The 20,726-nt window shown below is 29.2% G+C and carries 27 protein-coding genes; 8 read left to right on the top strand and 19 right to left on the bottom strand.

The window, feature by feature from the left end:
• Positions 1-204: 204 nt before the first annotated feature.
• Together CQA76_RS03515 and CQA76_RS03510 are read right to left on the bottom strand one after the other, a co-directional pair.
• Complete coding sequence (locus tag CQA76_RS03515) at positions 205-498, bottom strand: hypothetical protein (RefSeq protein WP_137622076.1); 294 nt, start codon at positions 496-498, stop codon at positions 205-207.
• Entirely contained in the window at positions 495-698 is a 204-nt protein-coding gene (locus CQA76_RS03510) for a hypothetical protein (RefSeq protein ID WP_137622075.1), read from the bottom strand. Before CQA76_RS03510 ends, CQA76_RS03515 begins: the two co-directional genes overlap by 4 nt.
• Before the next feature lie 71 nt (positions 699-769).
• Between CQA76_RS03510 and CQA76_RS03505 the strand changes: the two genes are divergently transcribed.
• From CQA76_RS03505 to CQA76_RS03470, 8 genes are all read left to right on the top strand, one after another.
• Positions 770-1,078 carry a hypothetical protein gene (locus CQA76_RS03505; protein WP_137622074.1) on the top strand — a complete coding sequence of 103 codons (309 nt, stop codon included), beginning with the start codon at positions 770-772 and terminating at the stop codon, positions 1,076-1,078.
• A gap of 255 nt (positions 1,079-1,333) precedes the next feature.
• Positions 1,334-1,978 carry a hypothetical protein gene (locus tag CQA76_RS03500; protein WP_137622073.1) on the top strand — a complete coding sequence of 215 codons (645 nt, stop codon included), beginning with the start codon at positions 1,334-1,336 and terminating at the stop codon, positions 1,976-1,978.
• A 242-nt stretch (positions 1,979-2,220) separates the two neighbouring features.
• On the top strand, positions 2,221-2,862 hold the full coding sequence (locus CQA76_RS03495; protein WP_232364888.1) for a S24 family peptidase: 642 nt from the start codon (positions 2,221-2,223) through the stop codon (positions 2,860-2,862).
• A 237-nt stretch (positions 2,863-3,099) separates the two neighbouring features.
• Positions 3,100-3,519, top strand: a complete 420-nt coding sequence (locus CQA76_RS03490; RefSeq protein WP_137622072.1) for a hypothetical protein — start codon at positions 3,100-3,102, stop codon at positions 3,517-3,519.
• Entirely contained in the window at positions 3,501-4,298 is a 798-nt protein-coding gene (locus CQA76_RS03485; RefSeq protein WP_137622071.1) for a hypothetical protein, read from the top strand. Before CQA76_RS03490 ends, CQA76_RS03485 begins: the two co-directional genes overlap by 19 nt.
• Entirely contained in the window at positions 4,274-4,681 is a 408-nt protein-coding gene (locus tag CQA76_RS03480; protein WP_137622070.1) for a protein-export chaperone SecB, read from the top strand. The genes CQA76_RS03485 and CQA76_RS03480 overlap by 25 nt, the downstream gene beginning before the upstream one ends.
• Positions 4,682-4,699: 18 nt before the next feature.
• The gene (locus tag CQA76_RS03475) at positions 4,700-5,353 is read left to right on the top strand and encodes a DNA/RNA non-specific endonuclease (protein WP_137622069.1); all 654 of its coding nucleotides are present in this window, start codon (positions 4,700-4,702) and stop codon (positions 5,351-5,353) included.
• Between the two features lie 94 nt (positions 5,354-5,447).
• On the top strand, positions 5,448-5,735 hold the full coding sequence (locus CQA76_RS03470; protein WP_137622068.1) for a hypothetical protein: 288 nt from the start codon (positions 5,448-5,450) through the stop codon (positions 5,733-5,735).
• A 6-nt stretch (positions 5,736-5,741) separates the two neighbouring features.
• On the opposite strand, the gene CQA76_RS09175 is transcribed toward CQA76_RS03470, so the two are convergent.
• The 17 genes from CQA76_RS09175 to CQA76_RS03385 form a co-directional block, all read right to left on the bottom strand.
• A complete protein-coding gene (locus tag CQA76_RS09175) occupies positions 5,742-5,939 on the bottom strand; it encodes a hypothetical protein (RefSeq protein ID WP_137622067.1) in 198 nt (65 codons plus the stop codon).
• Positions 5,857-6,276, bottom strand: coding sequence for a hypothetical protein (locus tag CQA76_RS03460; protein ID WP_137622066.1), 420 nt, complete (start codon positions 6,274-6,276; stop codon positions 5,857-5,859). The genes CQA76_RS09175 and CQA76_RS03460 overlap by 83 nt, the downstream gene beginning before the upstream one ends.
• A 235-nt stretch (positions 6,277-6,511) precedes the next feature.
• Entirely contained in the window at positions 6,512-6,901 is a 390-nt protein-coding gene (locus CQA76_RS03455; protein WP_137622065.1) for a D-Ala-D-Ala carboxypeptidase family metallohydrolase, read from the bottom strand.
• Positions 6,902-6,913: 12 nt separating this feature from the next.
• Entirely contained in the window at positions 6,914-7,942 is a 1,029-nt protein-coding gene (locus CQA76_RS03450) for a hypothetical protein (RefSeq protein ID WP_137622064.1), read from the bottom strand.
• Positions 7,943-7,945: 3 nt separating this feature from the next.
• On the bottom strand, positions 7,946-8,311 hold the full coding sequence (locus tag CQA76_RS03445) for a DUF1353 domain-containing protein (protein WP_137622063.1): 366 nt from the start codon (positions 8,309-8,311) through the stop codon (positions 7,946-7,948).
• The gene (locus tag CQA76_RS03440; protein ID WP_137622062.1) at positions 8,301-8,765 is read right to left on the bottom strand and encodes a hypothetical protein; all 465 of its coding nucleotides are present in this window, start codon (positions 8,763-8,765) and stop codon (positions 8,301-8,303) included. Before CQA76_RS03440 ends, CQA76_RS03445 begins: the two co-directional genes overlap by 11 nt.
• On the bottom strand, positions 8,762-9,376 hold the full coding sequence (locus tag CQA76_RS03435) for a DUF4376 domain-containing protein (protein WP_137622061.1): 615 nt from the start codon (positions 9,374-9,376) through the stop codon (positions 8,762-8,764). The genes CQA76_RS03440 and CQA76_RS03435 overlap by 4 nt, the downstream gene beginning before the upstream one ends.
• A gap of 9 nt (positions 9,377-9,385) precedes the next feature.
• A complete protein-coding gene (locus CQA76_RS03430) occupies positions 9,386-9,754 on the bottom strand; it encodes a hypothetical protein (RefSeq protein ID WP_137622060.1) in 369 nt (122 codons plus the stop codon).
• Between the two features lies 1 nt (position 9,755).
• On the bottom strand, positions 9,756-11,051 hold the full coding sequence (locus tag CQA76_RS03425) for a hypothetical protein (protein WP_137622059.1): 1,296 nt from the start codon (positions 11,049-11,051) through the stop codon (positions 9,756-9,758).
• A 9-nt stretch (positions 11,052-11,060) separates the two neighbouring features.
• A complete protein-coding gene (locus tag CQA76_RS03420) occupies positions 11,061-11,546 on the bottom strand; it encodes a hypothetical protein (RefSeq protein ID WP_137622058.1) in 486 nt (161 codons plus the stop codon).
• Positions 11,543-11,857 carry a phage head completion protein gene (locus tag CQA76_RS03415; protein WP_137622057.1) on the bottom strand — a complete coding sequence of 105 codons (315 nt, stop codon included), beginning with the start codon at positions 11,855-11,857 and terminating at the stop codon, positions 11,543-11,545. Before CQA76_RS03415 ends, CQA76_RS03420 begins: the two co-directional genes overlap by 4 nt.
• Positions 11,857-12,294 carry a head-tail connector protein gene (locus tag CQA76_RS03410; RefSeq protein WP_137622056.1) on the bottom strand — a complete coding sequence of 146 codons (438 nt, stop codon included), beginning with the start codon at positions 12,292-12,294 and terminating at the stop codon, positions 11,857-11,859. The genes CQA76_RS03415 and CQA76_RS03410 overlap by 1 nt, the downstream gene beginning before the upstream one ends.
• Positions 12,291-12,575, bottom strand: coding sequence for a hypothetical protein (locus CQA76_RS03405; RefSeq protein WP_137622055.1), 285 nt, complete (start codon positions 12,573-12,575; stop codon positions 12,291-12,293). Before CQA76_RS03405 ends, CQA76_RS03410 begins: the two co-directional genes overlap by 4 nt.
• A gap of 10 nt (positions 12,576-12,585) precedes the next feature.
• The gene (locus CQA76_RS03400; protein ID WP_137622054.1) at positions 12,586-13,749 is read right to left on the bottom strand and encodes a phage major capsid protein; all 1,164 of its coding nucleotides are present in this window, start codon (positions 13,747-13,749) and stop codon (positions 12,586-12,588) included.
• Between the two features lie 10 nt (positions 13,750-13,759).
• Entirely contained in the window at positions 13,760-14,314 is a 555-nt protein-coding gene (locus CQA76_RS03395; protein ID WP_137622053.1) for an HK97 family phage prohead protease, read from the bottom strand.
• 85 nt (positions 14,315-14,399) lie between these two features.
• The gene (locus CQA76_RS03390; RefSeq protein WP_137622052.1) at positions 14,400-15,269 is read right to left on the bottom strand and encodes a hypothetical protein; all 870 of its coding nucleotides are present in this window, start codon (positions 15,267-15,269) and stop codon (positions 14,400-14,402) included.
• A gap of 11 nt (positions 15,270-15,280) precedes the next feature.
• Positions 15,281-20,726: hypothetical protein (locus tag CQA76_RS03385; RefSeq protein ID WP_137622051.1), on the bottom strand; the 5,446-nt coding region annotated here is incomplete at its 5' end.

The following is a 20,726-nucleotide window of genomic DNA, read 5'->3' as shown; positions in this document are numbered from 1 at the left end:
AGTTAAAAACTTCTGGAATTTTGGCGATTAACAAAGACTTTTTTAAGTCCCACTTTCCCAGCCGTCGCCCTAGAGTGCAATAAGTAAAAGAACGCTCTAGCTTTTAAAAAACTAGAGTAGAAGAAGTTTTATAAGCTTTTGGCGATAAACGCAACTTGATTAAAAACCCTTTAAGCACACTTTAAAATGTGCTTAATGAGGCTTTTACGCTGCCTCGATTTCTTCTAATAAAGCTTTAATCTGTGTAATAGCTCTTTCGTGTGCCTCTTTAAAGGTTACATTCTTTTTATACTCACTTTTTAAATCTTCAATCCTTTGCATTAGCCTCTCGTCGTCTCTTATTCCAAGCTTTAAAAGTGCGGTTTCTACTTTTGAATTACGCTTAGTGGGAGTGCTAAGCCATACAGATAAAGTCCTATTTGTAAGATCTAGTTTTTTTTCTGCTTCTGCTATGGTTCCAACATCTAAAATTTGTTTGATTTTTTCATATAGTTTCATTTTGTGCTCCTTAAAGAAATGATTGTTTTTTCAAAAAGTCCATCACTGATCGCTTCTATGCTTACCTCATCGTTTTGATGTAAAAAATGGAGTGCTTTTTCAAATACCTCATCACTAAAACTGAAACATTTTCTAAGCTCTTCCTTTTCTTCTGTTTTTCTAAAACTCAAAACTTCCAAAATTGATCTTGCTTCTATCATTTGATAACTCCTAAAAACTTGTTAAAAGCTTTTTTGTGATATAATCTAAAAGCTTTTAAGAAAGGTTTTAGATGGACTTTTATACTCCTATTAAAGATATTTTTGGTTCAAGTGTTGCTGCCTTTTTCTTTGGTTTTATACTTGGTTTCATGCTTTGCAAAATGGTTTCCTTTATAAAATTTTTTACTCGATTTTTAAGCAAATTAAAAACTAATACTTGGCACACTACCTGCCCTCTTGCCTCGCAAAATGGCAGACCTCTAGCTATTTCTTACGAAACACGAAATAGAAAAACAATACAAGTAAATTGTCCTTGTTTTAACCACTCTAATAAAACTTGCTCTAAAGCAGGTTTTATTTGTCCTTTTTATAGTGATTAAACGCTAAAGCTGTTAAAAAACCTACTACAAAAAAACAAGCTAAAATTACATCTTGCATTTTATTTCCTTTAAATACAACCTTTGTTTTTAATTTAAAACAATTTGTAATTAACTTTTTTATATTGTTGGTGATATTATAATAAAAATATACTCATTTTGTCAAGTTATATTTTTCATTTTGACAAAAAATACTAAATTTTTGAGTATAAAGATTTTTTATAATATAATTTCTAAAAACATAAAAAAGGAGCTAAAATGAAAGAAAACATTTCATACGAAAACTATGAAAAGAATTTGAAACTACAGCTTGAAAGCAAAAGAAAGGATTTAGATATTCAATTAACAAGTGTAATTCCCGGGCAATTTCAAACTATAAAATTATACATGTGGCTTTGCACTCTTATAATAGCCGGTGATATCACTATACTTAATAGTTATATCAAAATAACCCACATAAGTGTATTTGTTATTATTCTCTTTGGTGGTTCAATTGCATTTTTAGGATACTCTGCCTTCTTTTCCTTAATTGCATTAAAAAGTAATAACATGATAGCTTTTCCACAAGATCAGTATGAAAAGATGTCTCAGTTAAATTTAGATAATTTAGAACATACAAATGGAATTAATGCCATGATATCTTCTGTATTAGATGCTTTTAATAAAAACAACAAAATCATTAACAATATGAGTGAAGATATCAATAAAATTTATCGCTCTCTTATTATTGGAGCTAGTGTATCTTTTTTTGCTATAATATCAAGTGGCACACAAATCGTAGCAGGAGAAATAATTATGTCAGATAATAAAGAAAAAATAGTGAAACCAACCCCACAAACTGGAACTACTACTCCTATTATCCCAAAAACTAGAGGAGATAAACCACAGCAAGAAAAAAAATAATTTTTAAGGCGATTTAGCCTTAATCAAACAAAATATAACACCCAAAAAAGAAAAACGCAAGTATAAACCAAAACTCCATTTTTCAGCCTTTTAAATTAAAATAATATAAGTTTAAATTAAAACTTGGCATACTTATTGCTTAGGTTTTAACAAACGATTTAATTTTTTTATATTGTTGGTGATATTGTAATAAAAATATACTCATTTTGTCAAGTTATATTATAACTTTTGAAAGGATTTTTATGGATGTTAAAGAAATATTAGATCAATGGAAATCAGAACAAAAACTAAAAACTTATAAAGATTTGGCTATTTTTTTAGGTGTAGCACCAAATACACTCGATGTTTGGAAGCAAAGAGGCAGCATACCTCCCAAAAATATACTCAAATATATTCAAATGCATTCAAGTATAAAATCCTCAGATACAATTTCAATACGTTATTTTCCAGATATTTACGCAAGTGCGGGATTTGGCAATGCAAATGAAAATGAAAATTTTCAAATTATCAGCGTAGATAAGACTTTTTTAACTGAAGTTTTAGGAGTGCCTTATCAAACTCAATATGATATGATTAAAATCCATGGTGAAAGCATGGAGCCTTTTATACAAAATGGGTCTTTTATCATCATAGATACCACTAGAAATTCATTAGATAAAATAAGAAATGCCGATGTGGTAATTTTTCGCAATAGTGATAATGAACTTTTTTGCAAACGCATCCTTAAAAATGCTTTCGATGATGATATAGTTATTAGTAGTGATAATTTTAATTTTGGAGATAAAAAAGTAAAGAAGAGTGCTTTAAAAGATCATGTATTTATAGGTGTAGTAATTTGCTCCTGTAATGCCAAAATATTTTTAAATCAAATTGAAAAGGTGTAAAAATTTTAAATAAAATTATTAAAAAAAATATAAATTAATTAAATTTTTAACAAAAAATTCGATATACTTTTTATCAATTAAAATTTACCAATTAGTTAAATTTATTTAAATGAGTGTTGATTTTTAAAAATGGAAAATCGATTTGTTTTTTTGAGGGATATGCAAGGTTAAATGTTAAAATCAAGTCCTGTAATTTTTAGAGATGACAATCAAATATAATTTTATAGAGTTTGTAGGATGAATATAAAAGAAAATATTCAAAGTATAGATATCAATAAGTTTGCTAAAAAACAAAAGAATTTAAAAGAAATATTTTGTGAAAATAAGTATAATAATCTAAACTTGCTTCATTATTCTATTAATATGGTAAAAAATAAAGATGAAATGGTTAAAGCACAAAAAGTAGATAAAGTAGATAAAGAAAACTATTTAACAAAATTTCGCATCAAAGAGGAGCTTTCCTTTTATATTGTAAACATACTAGAAACAGAAATAACTAAAAGTCAAATTAAAATTGCAATCAAAAAATTAAAACAATGTGTTATAATTTACCAATCAATAGACAGTTTGGTTATAGAAAGAGACGAAATTGAAAAAACTCAAAAATTTTCAAAAAATGGACATGAGGAATCGACAAAATGGCAAGAAGAAAACTAAACCCAAAAAAAAGATTTAAGATTTTTAAAAAAATACTACTAGAAGAAAATAAAGAATATTGGCATAATGTTGTATTATTAGAAAAACTTTGGAAAAAGATACCTCAATGCAATACAAACGCTTTAAATGCCGATGAAGTATTTAGCATTATTGAAAAAGAAAAAGTAAAAGCAAATGTATATAGTATTTGTAAATTTTTTAAAATAACGTTAAATAAGACCAATGGTAAGAAATTTGTTATTTTTAATAAAAACAATAATTTAATAATAAATTATCGCAATGAAAATGATATATTTTACTTTTTAGGGCATATTTTTCATAATTTTTTAGATGGGGCATATTTCAAATATCCTTTTAAGAAGCATACTTGGGATTCAGAATATAGAGAAAAATTGGCTAAGAAATTTGCAGTAGAATTAAAATCATTGTTTAATAACGATACCAATAAAATATCTAAATCATTATTAGATACCAGCAAATTAACAATAGCTACCAAATTATTAGATATACATCAACCTGAAATAATAAAATTAAATAGTAATAAAGACTTGACACAACAATATAATCGTAACAATTCTGCTGATGATTTATTACTAGAAGATACCAAATTATTAGATATACATCAACCTGAAATAATAAAATTAAATAGTAATAAAGACTTGACACAACAATATAATCGTAACAATTCTGCTGATGATTTATTACTAGAAGATATACAGTATCTTTATATTACACCTATAATAAGGAGAAATTCATGCCAAAAAAATCATTGTTTATAATAGAAACAATCCAGCTTAAAAAAATTTCTTTTGAAAAAATAAGAAAAATTGAAATAAAAGATCAAAACAGTAAAATAAAAGCTGATGTTAATAATTCAGTGATGAAATTAAGCGACAAAAAATACTATTTGCAAATGATTATTTCTCATTGTATTGTCAATGAAGATAAAAACATTGCCGAAAGTGAAATTGTTCTTGAAGCAATATTTCTAATACAGGAAGGTTATGAACAAGAATACAAAAGAATAATAACAAATGTTTTGGAAATATTATATACAAAAGGCACTGAAATATTAAATTCTACTTATCGCGAAGCACATCTGCCTATAAATTGTTATGAATTTGCAAATTTTGATGAACCAGAAGACAAAGATATTAAATAGAAATTAATTGTAAACACAATGAAAAAACTTGCAATCTTATTCTTACTAGCAACTCTAGCTTTTGCCGATTATACGCAATATAAACCAAGCGAAGAGTTTGCTAAATATTTTACGACACAAAATTGCTCGATTATTCTAGATAAATTCTATTATCTAAATTGTTACGATTATGGTTATAAAGGGACAAAAGCAGCAGCTTATAGATTAGAAGCAGAAAATCTAAAAGGCAAACAAATTAAAAAGCGTCCTCGTTTTGAAGATGATACCAATATTCCTAAAAAATACCGCACTACTTGGAGCGATTATAAAAACAGTGGTTATGACAGAGGACATACTCTTTCTAATGCTTCTATGAGAAAAACCACTCAAGCACAAAGAAGCACCTTTCTAATGAGTAACATTACTCCACAAAATCCACAAATTAACCAGAGAGTTTGGAATAAGATTGAAAAAAGAGAAAGACAATTAGCTTTAAAACTTGGAAGTTTAGAAGTTTTAAATTTAATCAATTATGATAATAATCCACAAAGAATAAAAAACAATATAGCTATTCCAAGCTCTTATATTAAGATCTTAAAAGGTGATAATTTCAAAGAATGTTATCAAGTGCCAAATCATAAAGTGGATGATGAGAGTATAAAAAAATATAAAGTTAATTGTGATAGATTTTAATCGTTTTTAATAGCATAAATTGTTTTATTATAAATTAAAAAAAAAAAAAAATAAAATAAGCTTTTTTAAATTATTTAAATTAAAAGGAGTAAAAATGGAATTTTTAGGTTTGGCTTATTTTATTGTAGCTATTTTGGCAGCTGTTAACATCTCTAGCGATGCAAAACAAAGAAATATGAGTGGCTTATGGTGGGGTATCGGTGCTTTTCTTTTAGGAATATTTGTATGGATTTTATACATCGCAGTTAAAGAACCTTATAAAAGAGAACAAAAAATGTCTAAAATGAGAGATTTAGAATTTTTAAGAGGATTAAAAGAAAAAGGTGTTATCAGCGAAGCCGAGTATGAAAAACACAAAGCAGAAGTTATAGAATGGATGTAATGAGGATCAATCCTCATTCAATTCCCTAATCTTATTTATTTGTATCTCACATTGCTTGTATTTATAAAAAAGCAAAGAATAAGCATTTAAAATATCAAGCTCATTTTTTACTTGTGGTTTTTCAAGGGGGCTTAGGGTTAATAGCTCTTTTGGAATTTTCACCTTTTGAATTTGTATTTTGCTCACTACTTGTTGTGTTGTCATCCCACAACCTATCAATAACATTGTTAAAAAGCTTAGTAAGATTATTTTCATTGCTTTTGTAGATATATTCTTTAACATAATGTATCCTTTCTTTGATCTGATTTTTTTGATTATTGCTTTCATTTAAAGCTTTGAGTTCTAGCTCGTGTCTTTGTGTAAGTTCTTTAATTTTTTCTTGATTGTTTTTATTAATTTCTAAAGCTAAGGCTAGATCGTTTTGACTTTTTTCTAATCTTGATTGAGTGCTATCAAGTCTTAGATATAAATAACCAGATAAAACAGCCATTAAAGCTAAAGCGATATAAAGTTTTACATTGCCAAATAAAAAGTTAAACATTTGATATTTAAGAAGTTTAAGTATAATTTTAAGGGTGCAACGCCAAAGGGTTGCCGCCCTTTAGCGTTAATCAACGCCCAGAAAGGAGTTGATTTATGTGTCAAACAAAATTATAGTTATAATTATACTACTTTGTATAATTATAGTCAAGTGTTCTTAACATTTGATTCCCCCTTGAAAAAGGGGAGCTATAATTTCCCTTTGGCTTTAAACTTCTTTTCTCCTTTCTAAAAAATTATGGATAGGTCCATCTGGCTTTTTTACCTCTGGTATCAATATGCACAAAACCACCAAAAGGATTTTCAAAATTATGCTTTATAGCAATTCCGAAAGGTTTATCGCCGTATTTTTCTAAAACGTATTGATGCACTTCTTCGGTTTTAACACCTTTAACTACAATATCAGCCGCACTGCCGATGGTGTGTTGGCTTTTAGCAGCTCCACCTACTTCCGCATTATGTTTTTTGCAACGATAACCGCTATTTATAGTAATAGGTGCATCATAATGCTCTCTGATCTCACAAAGCACATCGACCAACTCATCGCTTGGAACATTAGGTGGTAATTTACATTTACCGCATTTACATTTAAATTCGCTTTCTTTAAAGTATTTGTTTTCTTTCATTTTAACTCCTTGTTATTGGTTTAATTTTTCTTTAAAATTAAATAAAAAAGCATAATCTCCATATGCATCTGCTTCTTGCATAATTCCTATATAATCTTTAGTCTCTATAATCTCTCCTGAGGCTTTTGTTATTATTTGCATGGTTACATTTGAGATTTCTACCTGACCATAATAACCTGTTCCTTTTGCAAATAAATTTAAAGGCATAGTCTCTGTATTAAGTTCTATTTCGACTTTGCTTTCTAAAGAATTCCAAAGGCAGCATTGATCCGCTCCACCTTCATATTTTTTGAAAATGTTTGTGATGCAGTGATATCTCGCATCATCATAAATACCACTTGTTTTTACCTTGCCCTTTATTTGATTTTCTAAAGGTTCTTGAAGTTCTTCTACTTCTTGATAATCACACACATCCAAACCTTTTCCATCTTTTGTAATCAAAAAAGCACCCTCGTTTAAACCTTTTATGATTTGATTTGTCGAGGCAAAACCATTTTCAAAACCTATTCTTAAATCACTTAAACAGCCACCATACTGACCGCTCTTTTTTACTCTATCGAAAGTGATAATGACTTTTTTTTCTAAATTGCTAGAAACCTCATCGCCTAATAAATTAATCCATTTTGTAAGGTTTTGTTCATCTTTTTCAATACAAAGCCAAATTTGCTTTTTAGAACCATCATAACGGATAATCAAATCATTTACGTTTGCTTTTGTAAGCGCTGTTGGAGGTTTGGAGGAAAAATTTATTTTTTGATTTAAATTTAAATCTCCTATTATCTCTTTGATCATAGTTTTAAGCTCTTCTTTGCTGGGCGCTTTAAAATTTAAATCTTTTAATTTTTCCTCGACTTTATCTTCTAATTCACTTTCTTTTATAAAAGAATTTTGTGTCAATATTGTTTCAATAGCCTTATTAATACTTTCTTCACTCGGCATTACACCCTTATCTAAAAGTTCCAATATTTTACTTTTGATGATTTCAAAATCTTTATTAATAGCTTTAGAATTTTCAACAATTGTTTTTAAACTTTCATCCATCTTTTAATCCTTTACAAAGCATTTTAAAAAATGAAAAATATTACAAGCATGATAAAAAATAAAACATTTAAACTTAGAACATTTAAGTTCTTGCATTGCCTCTTTTAAAGCAAGATCGGCAAGTTTATAATCTTTTCTTGAATTCGCTTTTTCGCATAAATAATCATGTATCACACAAGCTGTAAAATACTCACTTTGAAAAGGCGGATAAAAACTCCAAAAGATACGCGGAATACTCGCTCCATCTGTTTTAAAACCTTTTGGCACTACTCCATTAAAACTAGGCAAGGAAAAAGCATAATCATTAATCACTTCAAACCTATCTTTGTCATAAGGTTTTACACAAACTCTTTTTAACTCATTTTTCATTGTTAATTTCCTCTAGTTTTAGATATTTACTGGCTATCTTTTTAAATTTTTCAATAAAAAGATTGTAAAAATCTACTTCTTTAATATCTTCTTTTTTTCTAATGCTTTGTATGCTAATTAAAAATGCGAAAAATTCTCCGATGGTTAAAAAACTGAAAGAATAATCAACTAAATAATAAAAAACGCTGATTTGTTTAGCCATAACTGCCAAGATAAAAGGGATAAAAAATACTAAGGTTTTACTTAAAATATCCGTGGTTAAAAAAGCTCTAACATTTTTATTCAAAGCTAAAGTTTTAATAATAGAAGCAATACCACTAAATGTAAAAATTATAAGCAAAACTATAACCTGTGCGATTTCGATTTTAAGATAGGCTAAAAATTGATAAATTAAAGCCAAAATGGCACTTCCAAAAATTAAAATAAAATTAGCGTTATTTTCTAAATTACTCATTCTTTATTCTCCCATTGTATTTTTTTCAACTCTTCTAAAGAACTCGCATTTTTAACCTTATCTCCAAGAATATTATTTTTAAAAATAACTTCTTCTGTATATTTTGCAACGCTGACGCCAAATTCTAAAAATTCACTCGTGGTAAAAGTAATAGCCTTATTATTTTTATCAATCCAGCTGATATCCTCTAATGTTTTTTGATTAAGCTGTGCTAACATTATTTCGCTGATTTTTCCACTTATATTGATTTTAGCATCTGTATCAATTTGAAAAATTGTATTTTTGTAAGGCATAAATAAAAGCTTTTCTTCTTTGACAGCTTTTAATTCTTTTAATTTTAGTTCTTTTAATTCTTCTAAACTTTTTAACTCCGCTTTATAGCTTATATTAAACTCATTTTTTACCTCATCATAGGCTTGAACTAAATTTAAATTTTGTGTGCTTTTATCGTATTCTGGTATTTCATGTTCGATTACTTTTGCCAAATCTAATTTTCTTAAATCTTCATTGTCAAGATTTGTTAAAATCCAAAAATTCTCGCCTCCATTTTCTAGTTTTTGACAAAATGTATTTTCATAATAAAACTTTTTTTCTTTAATTTGATAAAACATTTATTCTCCTTAATAAATTTTTTTGGTTTTAAAGTCTGGTAAATTTGAAGTGTAAGTATCGTTTAAAAAAATTCCTGCAATTATCCTTAAACATTTAGTTCCTTGATTAGGAGCAAGTGAAATTCTTCCTTTTCCTACAGCAAAATCTTGAATATAATAAACATTGCCGTTATCTAATTCACCATATAATTGAAGAAATATAATGCCAATATTTTCCCCTAAAACAAATTCATAATTAAAAGTTGTATAAACTCCTAAAGCTTGACTTTCATAATAAAAATTCTTATATTTACCACTAATAAAACTAAAATTTATTGTGATAACTTCATTCAATACTTTCTCTTCTTCAGCAGAATTTAAAAGCATAGCATTAGCCATTTTAACTCCTTACAAGTCTTATATGAGAAGATGAAACTACAAAATAAGCAAAAATTTCGGTTCCGCTAAAATTACTTTGTGTTGCTCTAAATTTAAAAGGTGTATTGAAAGCGGTTATATTGTTAGCATTGTTAATAGTAATTGTTCCACTTTTTCCTATCAAAGAACCCCAATTAGCTACACTTATAGCAGATTTTGCACTCAAGGTTATATTAAAATGGACGCCTTTTCTAAAATCTATTGCGGCAGTTGAAGCAACTAAACCCCCTTGATGATCTGTATATTTTTTAGTCGCGGCTTGATTGTCAGCTTTTGGGTCATTGATTACAATCTCTTTTTTAAATGTTTTTATCCCGTCAATTGTCTCATTACCTTCTAAACCTACCTTATTTTCAATTTCATCATTTATTGAATTGATTAAATCATCTATATATTTTTTATTTACTGCATCGGTAGGTTTTGTAGGTTCTTTTTCGATACTCGGCGGCTCATTATAATTTGTTTCTGGCCTGTTTGTTTTTTGCCAAATATAAGCCTTTATTCCAAGATCTGTTTTTAAAACCCATGTATTTGTATCGGTTACTCTTGTATAAACTAAATACTCTTTTGTATCGCTTTTATACCATACATCACCCAAATTTGGATCTTGCGGTTTTTCTTCGGTGTTAAATTTAGCGCTAAATGTGCTTGGGATTTGTGGGTTAGCCCAAAAATTACCGCTTGTAGTTTTTACATAGACTAAATATTCTTTTGTGTCGCTTCTATACCAAATATCACCTAATTCCACCTCATCATCTTTTGGTTGTTCGCTTTGATTAAATTTAGCTTTAAAAGTTGCAGGCAAAGTAGGATCTATCCAGGCTTTACCTTCTACGACTTGTTCGGCTACGTAAAATTGTCCTTCGTGAAAGTCTTCGTCGTTTGTGTTTTTAAACCAAATATCACCCGTGTTTGAGGTTTTAGGTGTTTCTTTTCCAAAGTGCGCAATGTCTGGATTTTCTTTATAGATATAAATTTCGGCTGTGTCCTTTTTAAACCAAATTTCACCTAAATTCGGTTTATAAGGTTCTAAATCACTTGAGTAATCAAATGGATTAACCACTCGGTCGTAAAGTTTTCTAAGTTCTTCTATTTTTTGCTCTACTAAATCTTTATATTCTTGTATGGTTGCGTCTTTTTTCTCATCAATAAAAGCTTCTAATTCGTCCATAATTCCATTTAATTTAAGTCTGATCGCTTGAATGTCTTGTGCTATTGGACTTAAAAATTTATACTCTTCAACGCTAGTTAATTGCATATTTTCTCCTTAATTTCTTTTCAATTTAATTAGATTGTTTTCAAATAAATATCTTTCTAGTGATATAACATGGGCTATATTTTGACAAATTGCTATGTAATCTGCTCCATTCTCATTATCTTGTATAGCTTGCAATGCCGAATACTTCTTAGAATTTATTTTTTCAATACATTCATTAGTATATTTTTCAAACTCTAACTTTGTTGCGTTTAGCGTTTTTTGCTTTATCTTAAGGCTTTCAAGTTCTATTTCAAAAATAGCATCTATTCTTTCTTTTTTGATATCTTCGAAAAACAGATTAGCCATGTTTTGAATATTTTCACTAGAGCTTTGTATAAAAGCAATAAAGCCATTTAATTCTTCTATTAAAGCGTTTAATTCTTTTCCAAAAGGTGGTAATGCTGCGACAAATCGATCAGCTTCAGCATCAAAATTTACCGGTTCTTGCATATTTGGAGCTTTTGGCAAATCGCTTATATGTATAGTTATTTTCATTGCAATCTCGCCTTAATTTTTAGAAATTGTTTATTTTGATCTGTATCTTGTATGCTTAAAATTTCATATTTTTTTTCTCTAAAAACTATAAAATAAGAAAAGTCAAGCTCTAAAAATCTAAGTTCAAATTCGTGTGTAGCGATTTGACTTACTCCATCATCTAAATTTTTGCTTTCTACACTTAGATTTTTACAACTTGCATAAACTTCTTTAAAAAGTAATTCTTGAGTAAAATCAAGTTCATTAAATTCATTTTTGCTTTGCTCTTTTTTATAAATTTTAATTCGATGTTTAAAGGTATTTGCTTTCATTAAAAAAATGCCACCTTATATCTGCTTACTAAGGCATTTGAAATTTTTGGCATACTTGCCCCATCAAATGCCATTAAAACATAATTTTTAAGCCAAAGTTTTATATCTTGTGGTAATTCTTCATAGCCTAAATTTACTATCAAGTTTCCATTTCCTGAGACATAAAGCACACCACTATTTGTTTTAAACTCGGCTTTAAAATTTGCATTTTTTAAAGCATTAAAAGGAGCTAAAATCACTCTTTCGTTAAAAAATTCCACTTCATAATCATTCAAGATTAAAATTCTATTTGTCCTTGTCTCAAATTCGCTTATTCCTGCTTTTAGGAATTGCTTTAAATTTTCATCAAAAACATCGCTATCAATTCTCAAAAAAGCTCTTAATTCTTCAATAGCTATGAGTTCTTTTTCGCTTTCCTTAAATGCCTTTAATTTCATTTTTTACCTTTTTTAGTATTTTTTAGTTTTTCAGGATTGTTTTGTGAAATTTCTTGCTCTTTTTCTTCGTTTTCTTCTTCATTTGTTTCGCTTTCTTGAACTTCTTGAGCTTCCTCATTTGTTTGATCTTGTTCTTGAACTTCCTCATCATCATTTGAAACAAAATCAACCACACCCTTTTCTTTCAGTCTTAAGGCTTCACTGAGATTTAGCAAAGCCTCATCACCTTTTTTATAAAACACATTGCCACTAAGACAAGTTAAAAAAATAACTTTTTTCATTTTTTACCCTTTAAGCTGGACAAGAAATTTTACAAACTGCAGATTCATCCATAAGTTTAGCATCGAGCCTTAAGCGAACTTTGATACCTATAAGATCATTTTGTGCGTAAAGTTCGTTTAATCTTGTAAAACTCATGTTCGAACGATCCCAAATTTCATAAAAGCTAAAATCTCCAAAGAAAGCAGGAATTTTGTTAGCTCCAAATCCATCCAAAGCGGAACAATACACTACTTTTTTACCTAATATAGTGTCATATCCTCCAGAACTCAAAGCAGGTAGCCATAAAGGACGCCCATCGTTATCGGTAAGCTTATAAACTCCTTTCATAAAATCATCACTTACAAGCCAACATGCATTTTTTCTATAAGCACTATCTAGATTAAAAAAAGCATCAATTAAATCATTGCTTGTAATGCCTGAATTAGAAGCGAGTTTGAATTCATTTGTAGCTTTAATTAAGCCAGTTGGTTTTTTGTCTCCATCTCCTCTTATAAAGGCATCCTCTTCAGTCTTAGATATCTTTTCGGCAGCTTTTCTGACTATAAAACTTTCAAGATTTGAAATATTATCGCTTAGAAGTTCTTCGCTAATCTTAATAATCCCGCCAAGTTTATAAGCACCTATACTTAGCTTTGTAAAGTTTGCTGATACTTCGTTAAAAGTTGCCATTTCATCAATCCAAGAAAAATCACCCATTCCATCAAATACAGGTATAGTTTGATTGCTTGAGCTTTTTTGTATGGTTGCTATTTTTCTAATCACACTTAAATCTGTAAGTTTTTCTCTAATCTTGCTTTGTAAAATAGTAGGAACTAAAACTCCGCCTTTTTCTGCGGTAGTTTCATTAAGAACGTCTCTTTGTAGATTTTGATCTATTAAACCATTTCTTAGATAATTTACAAAAGAACGCATATATTCTTCTTCATTTGCTTGTCTTTGTTCTTGTGGATTTTCTGTTAAAGTTGGACTAATAACTTGATTTAAATATTTTTCCCTTTCAGCTTCAGCCTCCAATCTTGAAAGCTCACTTCTTTTTTCTTCAAAATCTTTAACTAAAGATTCATATTTGGCATTTTCTTCAGCACTAAAGCTTCTTTGCTCATTTTTGGCTAAATTAGATAAAGCCACCATTTGTTCATGAATATTTCCGATTTCTTGTCTTAATTTTTGCATTTTTATCTCCTTAAAAAATTGATTTTCTTAAAAGTTCTATTTCTCTTTCTCTTGCTTCCGTTAAAGCTTTGATTTTTCTTTTTTCATTATCCTCTTCAAAACGTTTTTTAGCGTTTTTATCGGCGCCTTTCCAAACTGCACTAAGCTCAAAAATATCAAATTCGGTTACAACAACTCTTTTAGGTGTGCTTTGTTTATCGATATTGTGTTTTAAAATGCGATATCCAATTGATACATCACTTAAGATTCCATCTTGATATTTTTTAAAGATTTCTTGGCTTTTTTCATCTTTAGCAAATACACAATCACAAACAAGCTCATCATTTTCTATCCTTATATTTTCAATTCTAGCAATGGCATTATCCACGCTAGGATTATGATCTTTAAAAAGAGTTTTTAGCCCTTCAAATTTTGCCCCTTTGATGTCTAATTCTTCTATATAATCTCCTAATTCCCAATCAAAACGCTTACAAGCGTTAGAATTAGAAACCATAACAAAACTTAAAGTGTTATCTTCTTCGCTTATGTTTCTTAATCTTGCAGCATCAGCCCTAATAAAATTCATTCTAAAATCCTTATTTTGTAGATTTTAGAAATTTTAAAAAAAGTTTGAGGCGTTAAAGTGCGTGTTAGAGTTTTTTTGTGTTTTTTTAGATTAATCCTTGTATATTTAGCTTATATTGGACATAATCTTCAACTTCTAAAGGTGCGGAATAATCTTTTAAAATTCCAAAAGTAGTTAGCTTTTTAAATCCTAATTCGCTTTCATCACCTATAAATAAAGCTTTAACGTTATAGATTTCAGATATTAGCTCATCATAATAATCAAAATCTTTTTTTTGTATAGCTACGACAAATTCTAAATATTTTGCTTTCTTACCTGAAACAACGTTAGTAATACCCCATTCATTTGTGGAAGTTTTCGAGTAGTTTAAATAAGTGCTGCTTGCTGGATAAATTGTAATCCCTGCAAATTCTTTTTTTCCTACTAAAATATGTCCTACATCACACCCAGTTTTTGCAGGTTCAAAGCTAATCAAAATTTCACTATTGATCGGATAAGGTAAAAAAACAAAATCTTCTTTATTGACTTTAAATTTTCCAAAAAAATATTCCCACCATGTTTTTGTTTTTTTATGATACATTGATTTTTCATAGATTATTTTTTTATCTATTGTTTGAATTTTTATTTTTGAAACATTTAAATTTAAAAAAGCTAAGGTGTCAAAAACTCCATCCATTTTTAATCGAACACTCCAAGCTTTATCGCACTTTGTTTGTGTATTTACCTCATCATCAAAAAAAGCATTTTCATTTATAGGAGCAAATTTTACCCATTTATCAAAATAAACATCGGGTTCTTCGTGTGTATCTTCATCACTTGCACTTACCCAAATAAATCCTTTAAATTGAACTTTTTCATCACTCTTGTATGTTTTTTCTTTATCCCATAAAGGTGTTTCATCTTTAGTTGCTGAATTTTGTAAAACTTCAAATTCTAAGGGTTTAACTATAGTCATATTTTTTCCTTTTAGATGTTTTCAGCTATTTCTCTTGTCTGTTTGGTTAAAATGCTTAAGTCCATATTGGATCTTTGAACACTTTTATTGACATTGTCTGTTTTTGAAATGATTAGATCTAATTTTTCTTTCAAGCTTTCAAAACCATTTTCTATAGCTTTTTCAAAGGCATTTCCCATTTTGTCAAAAACTCCGCTTGTATCTATTTTTAAACCTTTTCCATTTTTTAAAGGGATAATTGCTTCAGGATAGCCATTTTCTCCTATTAAAGCATTTGTTGGACGTGTAACTATGCCTCCATCTGCAAAAGCTCTAGTATTATTCAAAGCAGTATTTAAATCTTTATTTGCTCCACTATAGTTATTTTTATATTGTAAAATTGCATAGGTTAAATTTTTTAGTGCCGCATCGCTTAGCTTAGTTCCATTTTTAATTTCTTTTATCATATTTTCTAAATATTTTGCTATGGGTGAATTTGCTCCTAAATATTTAATCATAGCATCGATTTCTTTTTGGCTTTCATTGATTAAAGTTTCTCTATAAGCTTTTAATTCTTCTAAGGTCATTGAGCTTGTATCTTTTATAGTTTCTTGTAATTTCTCTTGTAGTTTTTCATTTTCTTCGGTAATTTTTTTAATCTCATCTTGTATAGAATTAAGATCAGCTTCTCCACCTAAATCTTTCATTTCATTTGCCATTTTTAACATTTCTAGTTGATAGGAGGCGTAATCACTGGCTGAATTTTTAATCTCATTTGCCTTAGAAGTAGCAGCATTTTGTAATGCACTAAAGGCTGAAGAACTAAAATTTTTATCTTTATAAGCTTTTTGTGCTTCTTTTAAATATTTATCATAATTTTTACTGATGCTTTCACTTGTTCCTATGGTTTGATTTATAAGATTGGTGCTAAAATTTCCTAAAGAACTTAAAATACTTTGTTGTGAATTTAAAGTTTGTAATAAAGCATTATTCTCGTTGAGCTTTACCTGCGCGTATTCTTTTGAATTTTCGTCTTTTTTTTCATAAGCTGCGATGAGTTTATCTACCTCAGCTAATTTGTTTAAATGTTCGCTTGAAAAAATTAAACCTCCTTGAGCATCAATACTTTGCTTAAATTGGGTCAAAATTTGAATTAATTGCTGTCTTACTTCAGTATTTCCAGTGCTTAAAAAATCATTTAAAGCATTAAAGCCACCTTGCAATAGTTTATCATTAGCGCTAAAAATATCACTTAGCATTTCTTTTTCTTTAGAGCTTAGTTCATCTGAAAGTTTATTCATAAGCACTGCATATTGATTAATAAGATCATTTATTGCAAAAATATTTCCTTGTAAATTGTTTGCATTTGCAAAATTTTGGCTTATTTGCATGATTTGGCTTGTTTTTTGAATGATGGTATTGTATAAATTTTCAATTCCTTCTTGTGCTTGATTAAAAATTTGTATTAAATTTTGCCAAAGATCCAAATTCTCTGGTGTAAAATTATCTCTAAGACTATCATTAAAAGCTTCATTTAATTTATCGACTGAAATTTGAGATATGTTTGTAAAACTATCCTCACTCAATCCAAAACGTTCAAATCCTCCATCTATATTTCGCATGAGTGTTTTAAGCGTAAAGGTTAAATCTTCTAAATTTTGTTTGGCTACCTTTACGGGATCGCCTTTATACATTTGATTTAAAATACTAGATTGTAGATTAATGAAAGTTGTAAATTGATTCCCTAATTGTTCTGCATAACTTATATTATTTTTCTTTGCTTCTTCGTAAATAGAACTAATTTGTTCTGCAATTTTAACCGGATCGCTTATATTTAAAAAAGCACTTAGCATTGCGTTTGGAATGGCAGTATCTATTAAAGAATTTCCAGAGTATTTGCCTGCGTTAATATTAAATTTATCTATACTTACGTTTAATTTTTCTAAAACTGAAAATTGATTAGATAGATAAAGATTTAGTTTTTTTAATTGTTCGTTATTAATACTTTGATACTCACTCCAATCTTTTTTAGAAAACCAACCTTTCTTTTGATAATCAACATAAGAACTTAAATCGCTACTGCTTAAATAATTGCCCCCATTTAAATTCCCCCAAAGTTGCAAACCGCTTCCTGTTACTTTGGTTTTTCCAAAAATACCACCAATTACTGATCCTAAAAGACCTCCTACTATAGTTCCAATGCCAGGTAAGATTAAAGAGCCTAACGCTCCACCAATCGCACCGCCTGTTCCTGCATGAGTATCTGCTTTAAAAAGCCAATCGCCTAAACTTCCTATACCATAACCTAAAAGCCCACCCATAGCAGCATTAGCAACCAAACCACCCGCATATCCAAGTCCGCCACTTAAACCAAAAGAAAAGGCACCATTAGCACCACTTAAGCCCATCCCTGCTAAGGATGCTCCGGCGCTAAAATTTCCACTAAGTCCGATTAAATTCGCAAGGTAAGCCGATGAATTCGCTAAAAGATTACTTCCAAAAGTTCCGATTGAATTGATATAACTTTGCAAGTTCTCAAACAAAGAATTAAAACCATTTCCTACATTATCTATTATATTTGAACTTGAACTTTCAATTGTTGTGCTTATATCGCTTGACCCTAAAAAGTCGCTAAAACCATCCGCATTTAAAGCATCACTAAAGTTTGCATTTTCACTACCTCCAAACCAATCCATCACTTTATCATAAGTAGCGTTTGCCTTATCTATCCAATCTCCACTTACAACGCCTTCTAATTTATTTGCATTGTCTATAATATTAACTACGTCGTTAAAAGCACTATTTCCTTTTTCTATAGTGCCTGTTTTATCCATAACTACCTCAACACCATTAACCACACCTTGATATTTGCCATCATTGTTTAAACTTAAGCCTTGATCTTTTGCAAAATCTACAACAGAACTTAAAACATTACTCTTTTGCGTTGTGCTAACCGCTCCGCTAAAACTTGGCATAAGCCCACCTAAAACTCCAGTTCCTGCACGAGATAAAAACCCACTAAGAGAAGAAATATAGGGGTTTAAAAAATCTTGCAAAATAGTTTTTCCTAAATCCTTAAACAAATCCTTTAAATCTTTAATCTTTCCATTGATAAAATCAAAAAAGCTACTTTCTATGGTTTTTTGCATATTTGCAATCATCTTTTCATAATATACCCTTGTGTTATCCATTGCATTTTTAGCGTCTTTGTTGATTTGCAAATAACTTTCTTTGTTAGCTTTAATCATTTTGTCAAAATCTTCTTCTTTGATAAGATTTTCGCTTAAAAGTTTGGCGTATTTTTCTCTAAGTTCTATTTCTTTTAAAGCCCAAGCTTCTTGTTTATTTCCTATGCTTTCATAGTATTCTAGCATTAAGTTTTTTGCTTCGTTAAAATCCTTGTTAGATTGATCTAAATCGAGTTTGATTTTTAGGTTTTCTTCTGCTTGTTTGATTTTATTTTTATCCAGTCCTAATTTTTGCCATTCTTTTAATTTTTCATTGATTTCACTTAATTTTTTATCGTATTCACTCATACCAATTTGTGAAATTTCTTTTAAGGCTTCGTTTTGTTCTTTGAGACGTTCTGCCCATTTTTGATTAGCTAATTCTTTTTCTTGTTTTAATCTTTGTTCTTCTTGTTTGTTAATATATTCTTCATAATGCGTTCTTTGTGCTACTAAAGCGTTATATTGTTCTAATTTTCTTGCATCTTTATCCCAATTTGCTTTCTCTGTAATTTGCTGGATAGTTTCTCCTATAAGTTCGTATTGCAATCTTAAATTTTTAGCCTGTTCTTCTGCACTTGGTGGGATTTGTAATCCTTTTAAGCTTTCTATCGCTTTTTGAACACTGGCGGGTAAATTTTCTATGCTTTCAAGTTTAAATTCCTCTTGTTTTGCTTTTTTTGCGGCTTCTTCTGCGATTTTTAAATTCGCTTGTAATTGCTCGTAAGCTTTTTTAGCTTCTGCATTCATTGTCATTTGTTTTCCGCTTATTGCTTCGTATTGATCTTCTGCCAGATTTAAAAGCCCTTCTACTCCCTCTTTTATATACCAAAAATCAAATTTTGAAGTTATCTTTGCTCCTAAAACACTTCCGTTTGCCTCTAAAGCTTCCATTTGGCTTTTGATGTTTGTAACGTAATCATTTAATTCTTTAGCACTTTTATTTTCTAATTTTTTTGCTGATGTTTTTTCTAAGGCGTTATCAAAATTAGACCAATTTGTATAAATTTTTTCTATAAGTGTAAATAAAGCCGTGAGTGCCACAGTGGGTCCTAAGCATTTTATAAAATTTAAAGCGGAACTTGCTAGTTTTCCCATAGTACCTTTAATAGTCGTTAGCATAGGATTTCTTTTTAAAATAGTTTCATTAATCAAAGTTTCGTTTTTTTGAATTTCTTGTTCTAGACTTTTAATTTGTTGATAAGTTTTAATTGAAAAGATTGGTTGTTCTGTGTTTAGCTTTGTTTGTTTTAAGTTTTCTTGTTTTGCGGATGTCATAAAAACAGTAGGGGTGCTTGTGCTTTCTATCTTTAAGCCTCTTAGTTTTTCCACATCACTAAGCACTTCCTTAAGTCCTTCTACTCTAAATTTTAAATTTCTTTGTTCATTTATAAGTTCAATCATTTCTTTTTGCTTTGCGATTAAATCACTATAATCTTTTCTCATATTTACAATAAAGGGTAAGTTTTTTATCGTGCTAAAAGTTTTAAAACCTGCATAGACAAGTCCTATATTAATTGCCAAATCCTTATAAGATGTTGCAAATTCAGTAATGCTTTTAATACTAGCTTTTATCTCTTTCTCATTATCTTTGATATAAGTATTTATGTCAATGAGTGAGTTTTTAAGAGCATCAAAAATAGGTTTTGATAGTTCAGCCTGTAACATTTGAATATTGGCTTCAAATTTTTGCATTTGCTTTTCATAGGTTTGGGTGGTGTAATCTGTATATTTTGTGAGTTCTTTTGTTTTTTCTATGAAAAGATCATAAAGTTTTCCATTTTTCTTTGCCTCAGCCATTGCTTCGTTGGTAATTCCTAAGCTTTCAGCAAAACGTCTTAAATCTCCACTTGCACTAAATACACCCGCTCCTAAGCTATCCATAGTCATTGAAAGTTGCTCTGTGCTCATGGAAGTATTTGAAGTTGCTATCAAAATACTTTCAAAAGCTTTTTTAGCTTCATCAAAATTCATATTATTTAAGGCTGTAGAAGCAAAGGATTGAAACATGCTTGCTAAATCTTGCAAAGAATAACCCGTTTTGGTGTGTAAATCGTTAAATTCTTTAAAGGTTTTTTCACTGCTTTTTGTAGCGGCTTGCCATTTTTGAAGTTGTGAAATCGCTTTGCCTGTAGCATCTACGTTTGCGTGCGTGGTTGCTGTAATGAAAGCCAGTTGTGTTTTTGCAGTTTCAAAGGCTTTACTCGCATCAATAAAAGAGCTTCCAAAATCTTTTATATCTAAAAATAAA

The organism is Campylobacter aviculae, assembly GCF_005406215.1.
Lineage (GTDB): Bacteria > Campylobacterota > Campylobacteria > Campylobacterales > Campylobacteraceae > Campylobacter_D > Campylobacter_D aviculae.
The sequence above is the reverse complement of the archived record's forward strand: the minus strand, read 5'-3'. Positions and strand labels throughout refer to the sequence as shown.

What these genes read in the sequence shown, in the direction of transcription:
- CQA76_RS03515 (WP_137622076.1), bottom strand. Translation starts at nt 498, where the DNA reads ATGAAACTATATGAAAAAATCAAACAAATTTTAGATGTTGGAACCATA.
- CQA76_RS03510 (WP_137622075.1), bottom strand. Translation starts at nt 698, where the DNA reads ATGATAGAAGCAAGATCAATTTTGGAAGTTTTGAGTTTTAGAAAAACA.
- CQA76_RS03505 (WP_137622074.1), top strand. Translation starts at nt 770, where the DNA reads ATGGACTTTTATACTCCTATTAAAGATATTTTTGGTTCAAGTGTTGCT.
- CQA76_RS03500 (WP_137622073.1), top strand. Translation starts at nt 1,334, where the DNA reads ATGAAAGAAAACATTTCATACGAAAACTATGAAAAGAATTTGAAACTA.
- CQA76_RS03495 (WP_232364888.1), top strand. Translation starts at nt 2,221, where the DNA reads ATGGATGTTAAAGAAATATTAGATCAATGGAAATCAGAACAAAAACTA.
- CQA76_RS03490 (WP_137622072.1), top strand. Translation starts at nt 3,100, where the DNA reads ATGAATATAAAAGAAAATATTCAAAGTATAGATATCAATAAGTTTGCT.
- CQA76_RS03485 (WP_137622071.1), top strand. Translation starts at nt 3,501, where the DNA reads ATGGCAAGAAGAAAACTAAACCCAAAAAAAAGATTTAAGATTTTTAAA.
- CQA76_RS03480 (WP_137622070.1), top strand. Translation starts at nt 4,274, where the DNA reads ATGCCAAAAAAATCATTGTTTATAATAGAAACAATCCAGCTTAAAAAA.
- CQA76_RS03475 (WP_137622069.1), top strand. Translation starts at nt 4,700, where the DNA reads ATGAAAAAACTTGCAATCTTATTCTTACTAGCAACTCTAGCTTTTGCC.
- CQA76_RS03470 (WP_137622068.1), top strand. Translation starts at nt 5,448, where the DNA reads ATGGAATTTTTAGGTTTGGCTTATTTTATTGTAGCTATTTTGGCAGCT.
- CQA76_RS09175 (WP_137622067.1), bottom strand. Translation starts at nt 5,939, where the DNA reads ATGACAACACAACAAGTAGTGAGCAAAATACAAATTCAAAAGGTGAAA.
- CQA76_RS03460 (WP_137622066.1), bottom strand. Translation starts at nt 6,276, where the DNA reads ATGTTTAACTTTTTATTTGGCAATGTAAAACTTTATATCGCTTTAGCT.
- CQA76_RS03455 (WP_137622065.1), bottom strand. Translation starts at nt 6,901, where the DNA reads ATGAAAGAAAACAAATACTTTAAAGAAAGCGAATTTAAATGTAAATGC.
- CQA76_RS03450 (WP_137622064.1), bottom strand. Translation starts at nt 7,942, where the DNA reads ATGGATGAAAGTTTAAAAACAATTGTTGAAAATTCTAAAGCTATTAAT.
- CQA76_RS03445 (WP_137622063.1), bottom strand. Translation starts at nt 8,311, where the DNA reads ATGAAAAATGAGTTAAAAAGAGTTTGTGTAAAACCTTATGACAAAGAT.
- CQA76_RS03440 (WP_137622062.1), bottom strand. Translation starts at nt 8,765, where the DNA reads ATGAGTAATTTAGAAAATAACGCTAATTTTATTTTAATTTTTGGAAGT.
- CQA76_RS03435 (WP_137622061.1), bottom strand. Translation starts at nt 9,376, where the DNA reads ATGTTTTATCAAATTAAAGAAAAAAAGTTTTATTATGAAAATACATTT.
- CQA76_RS03430 (WP_137622060.1), bottom strand. Translation starts at nt 9,754, where the DNA reads ATGGCTAATGCTATGCTTTTAAATTCTGCTGAAGAAGAGAAAGTATTG.
- CQA76_RS03425 (WP_137622059.1), bottom strand. Translation starts at nt 11,051, where the DNA reads ATGCAATTAACTAGCGTTGAAGAGTATAAATTTTTAAGTCCAATAGCA.
- CQA76_RS03420 (WP_137622058.1), bottom strand. Translation starts at nt 11,546, where the DNA reads ATGAAAATAACTATACATATAAGCGATTTGCCAAAAGCTCCAAATATG.
- CQA76_RS03415 (WP_137622057.1), bottom strand. Translation starts at nt 11,857, where the DNA reads ATGAAAGCAAATACCTTTAAACATCGAATTAAAATTTATAAAAAAGAG.
- CQA76_RS03410 (WP_137622056.1), bottom strand. Translation starts at nt 12,294, where the DNA reads ATGAAATTAAAGGCATTTAAGGAAAGCGAAAAAGAACTCATAGCTATT.
- CQA76_RS03405 (WP_137622055.1), bottom strand. Translation starts at nt 12,575, where the DNA reads ATGAAAAAAGTTATTTTTTTAACTTGTCTTAGTGGCAATGTGTTTTAT.
- CQA76_RS03400 (WP_137622054.1), bottom strand. Translation starts at nt 13,749, where the DNA reads ATGCAAAAATTAAGACAAGAAATCGGAAATATTCATGAACAAATGGTG.
- CQA76_RS03395 (WP_137622053.1), bottom strand. Translation starts at nt 14,314, where the DNA reads ATGAATTTTATTAGGGCTGATGCTGCAAGATTAAGAAACATAAGCGAA.
- CQA76_RS03390 (WP_137622052.1), bottom strand. Translation starts at nt 15,269, where the DNA reads ATGACTATAGTTAAACCCTTAGAATTTGAAGTTTTACAAAATTCAGCA.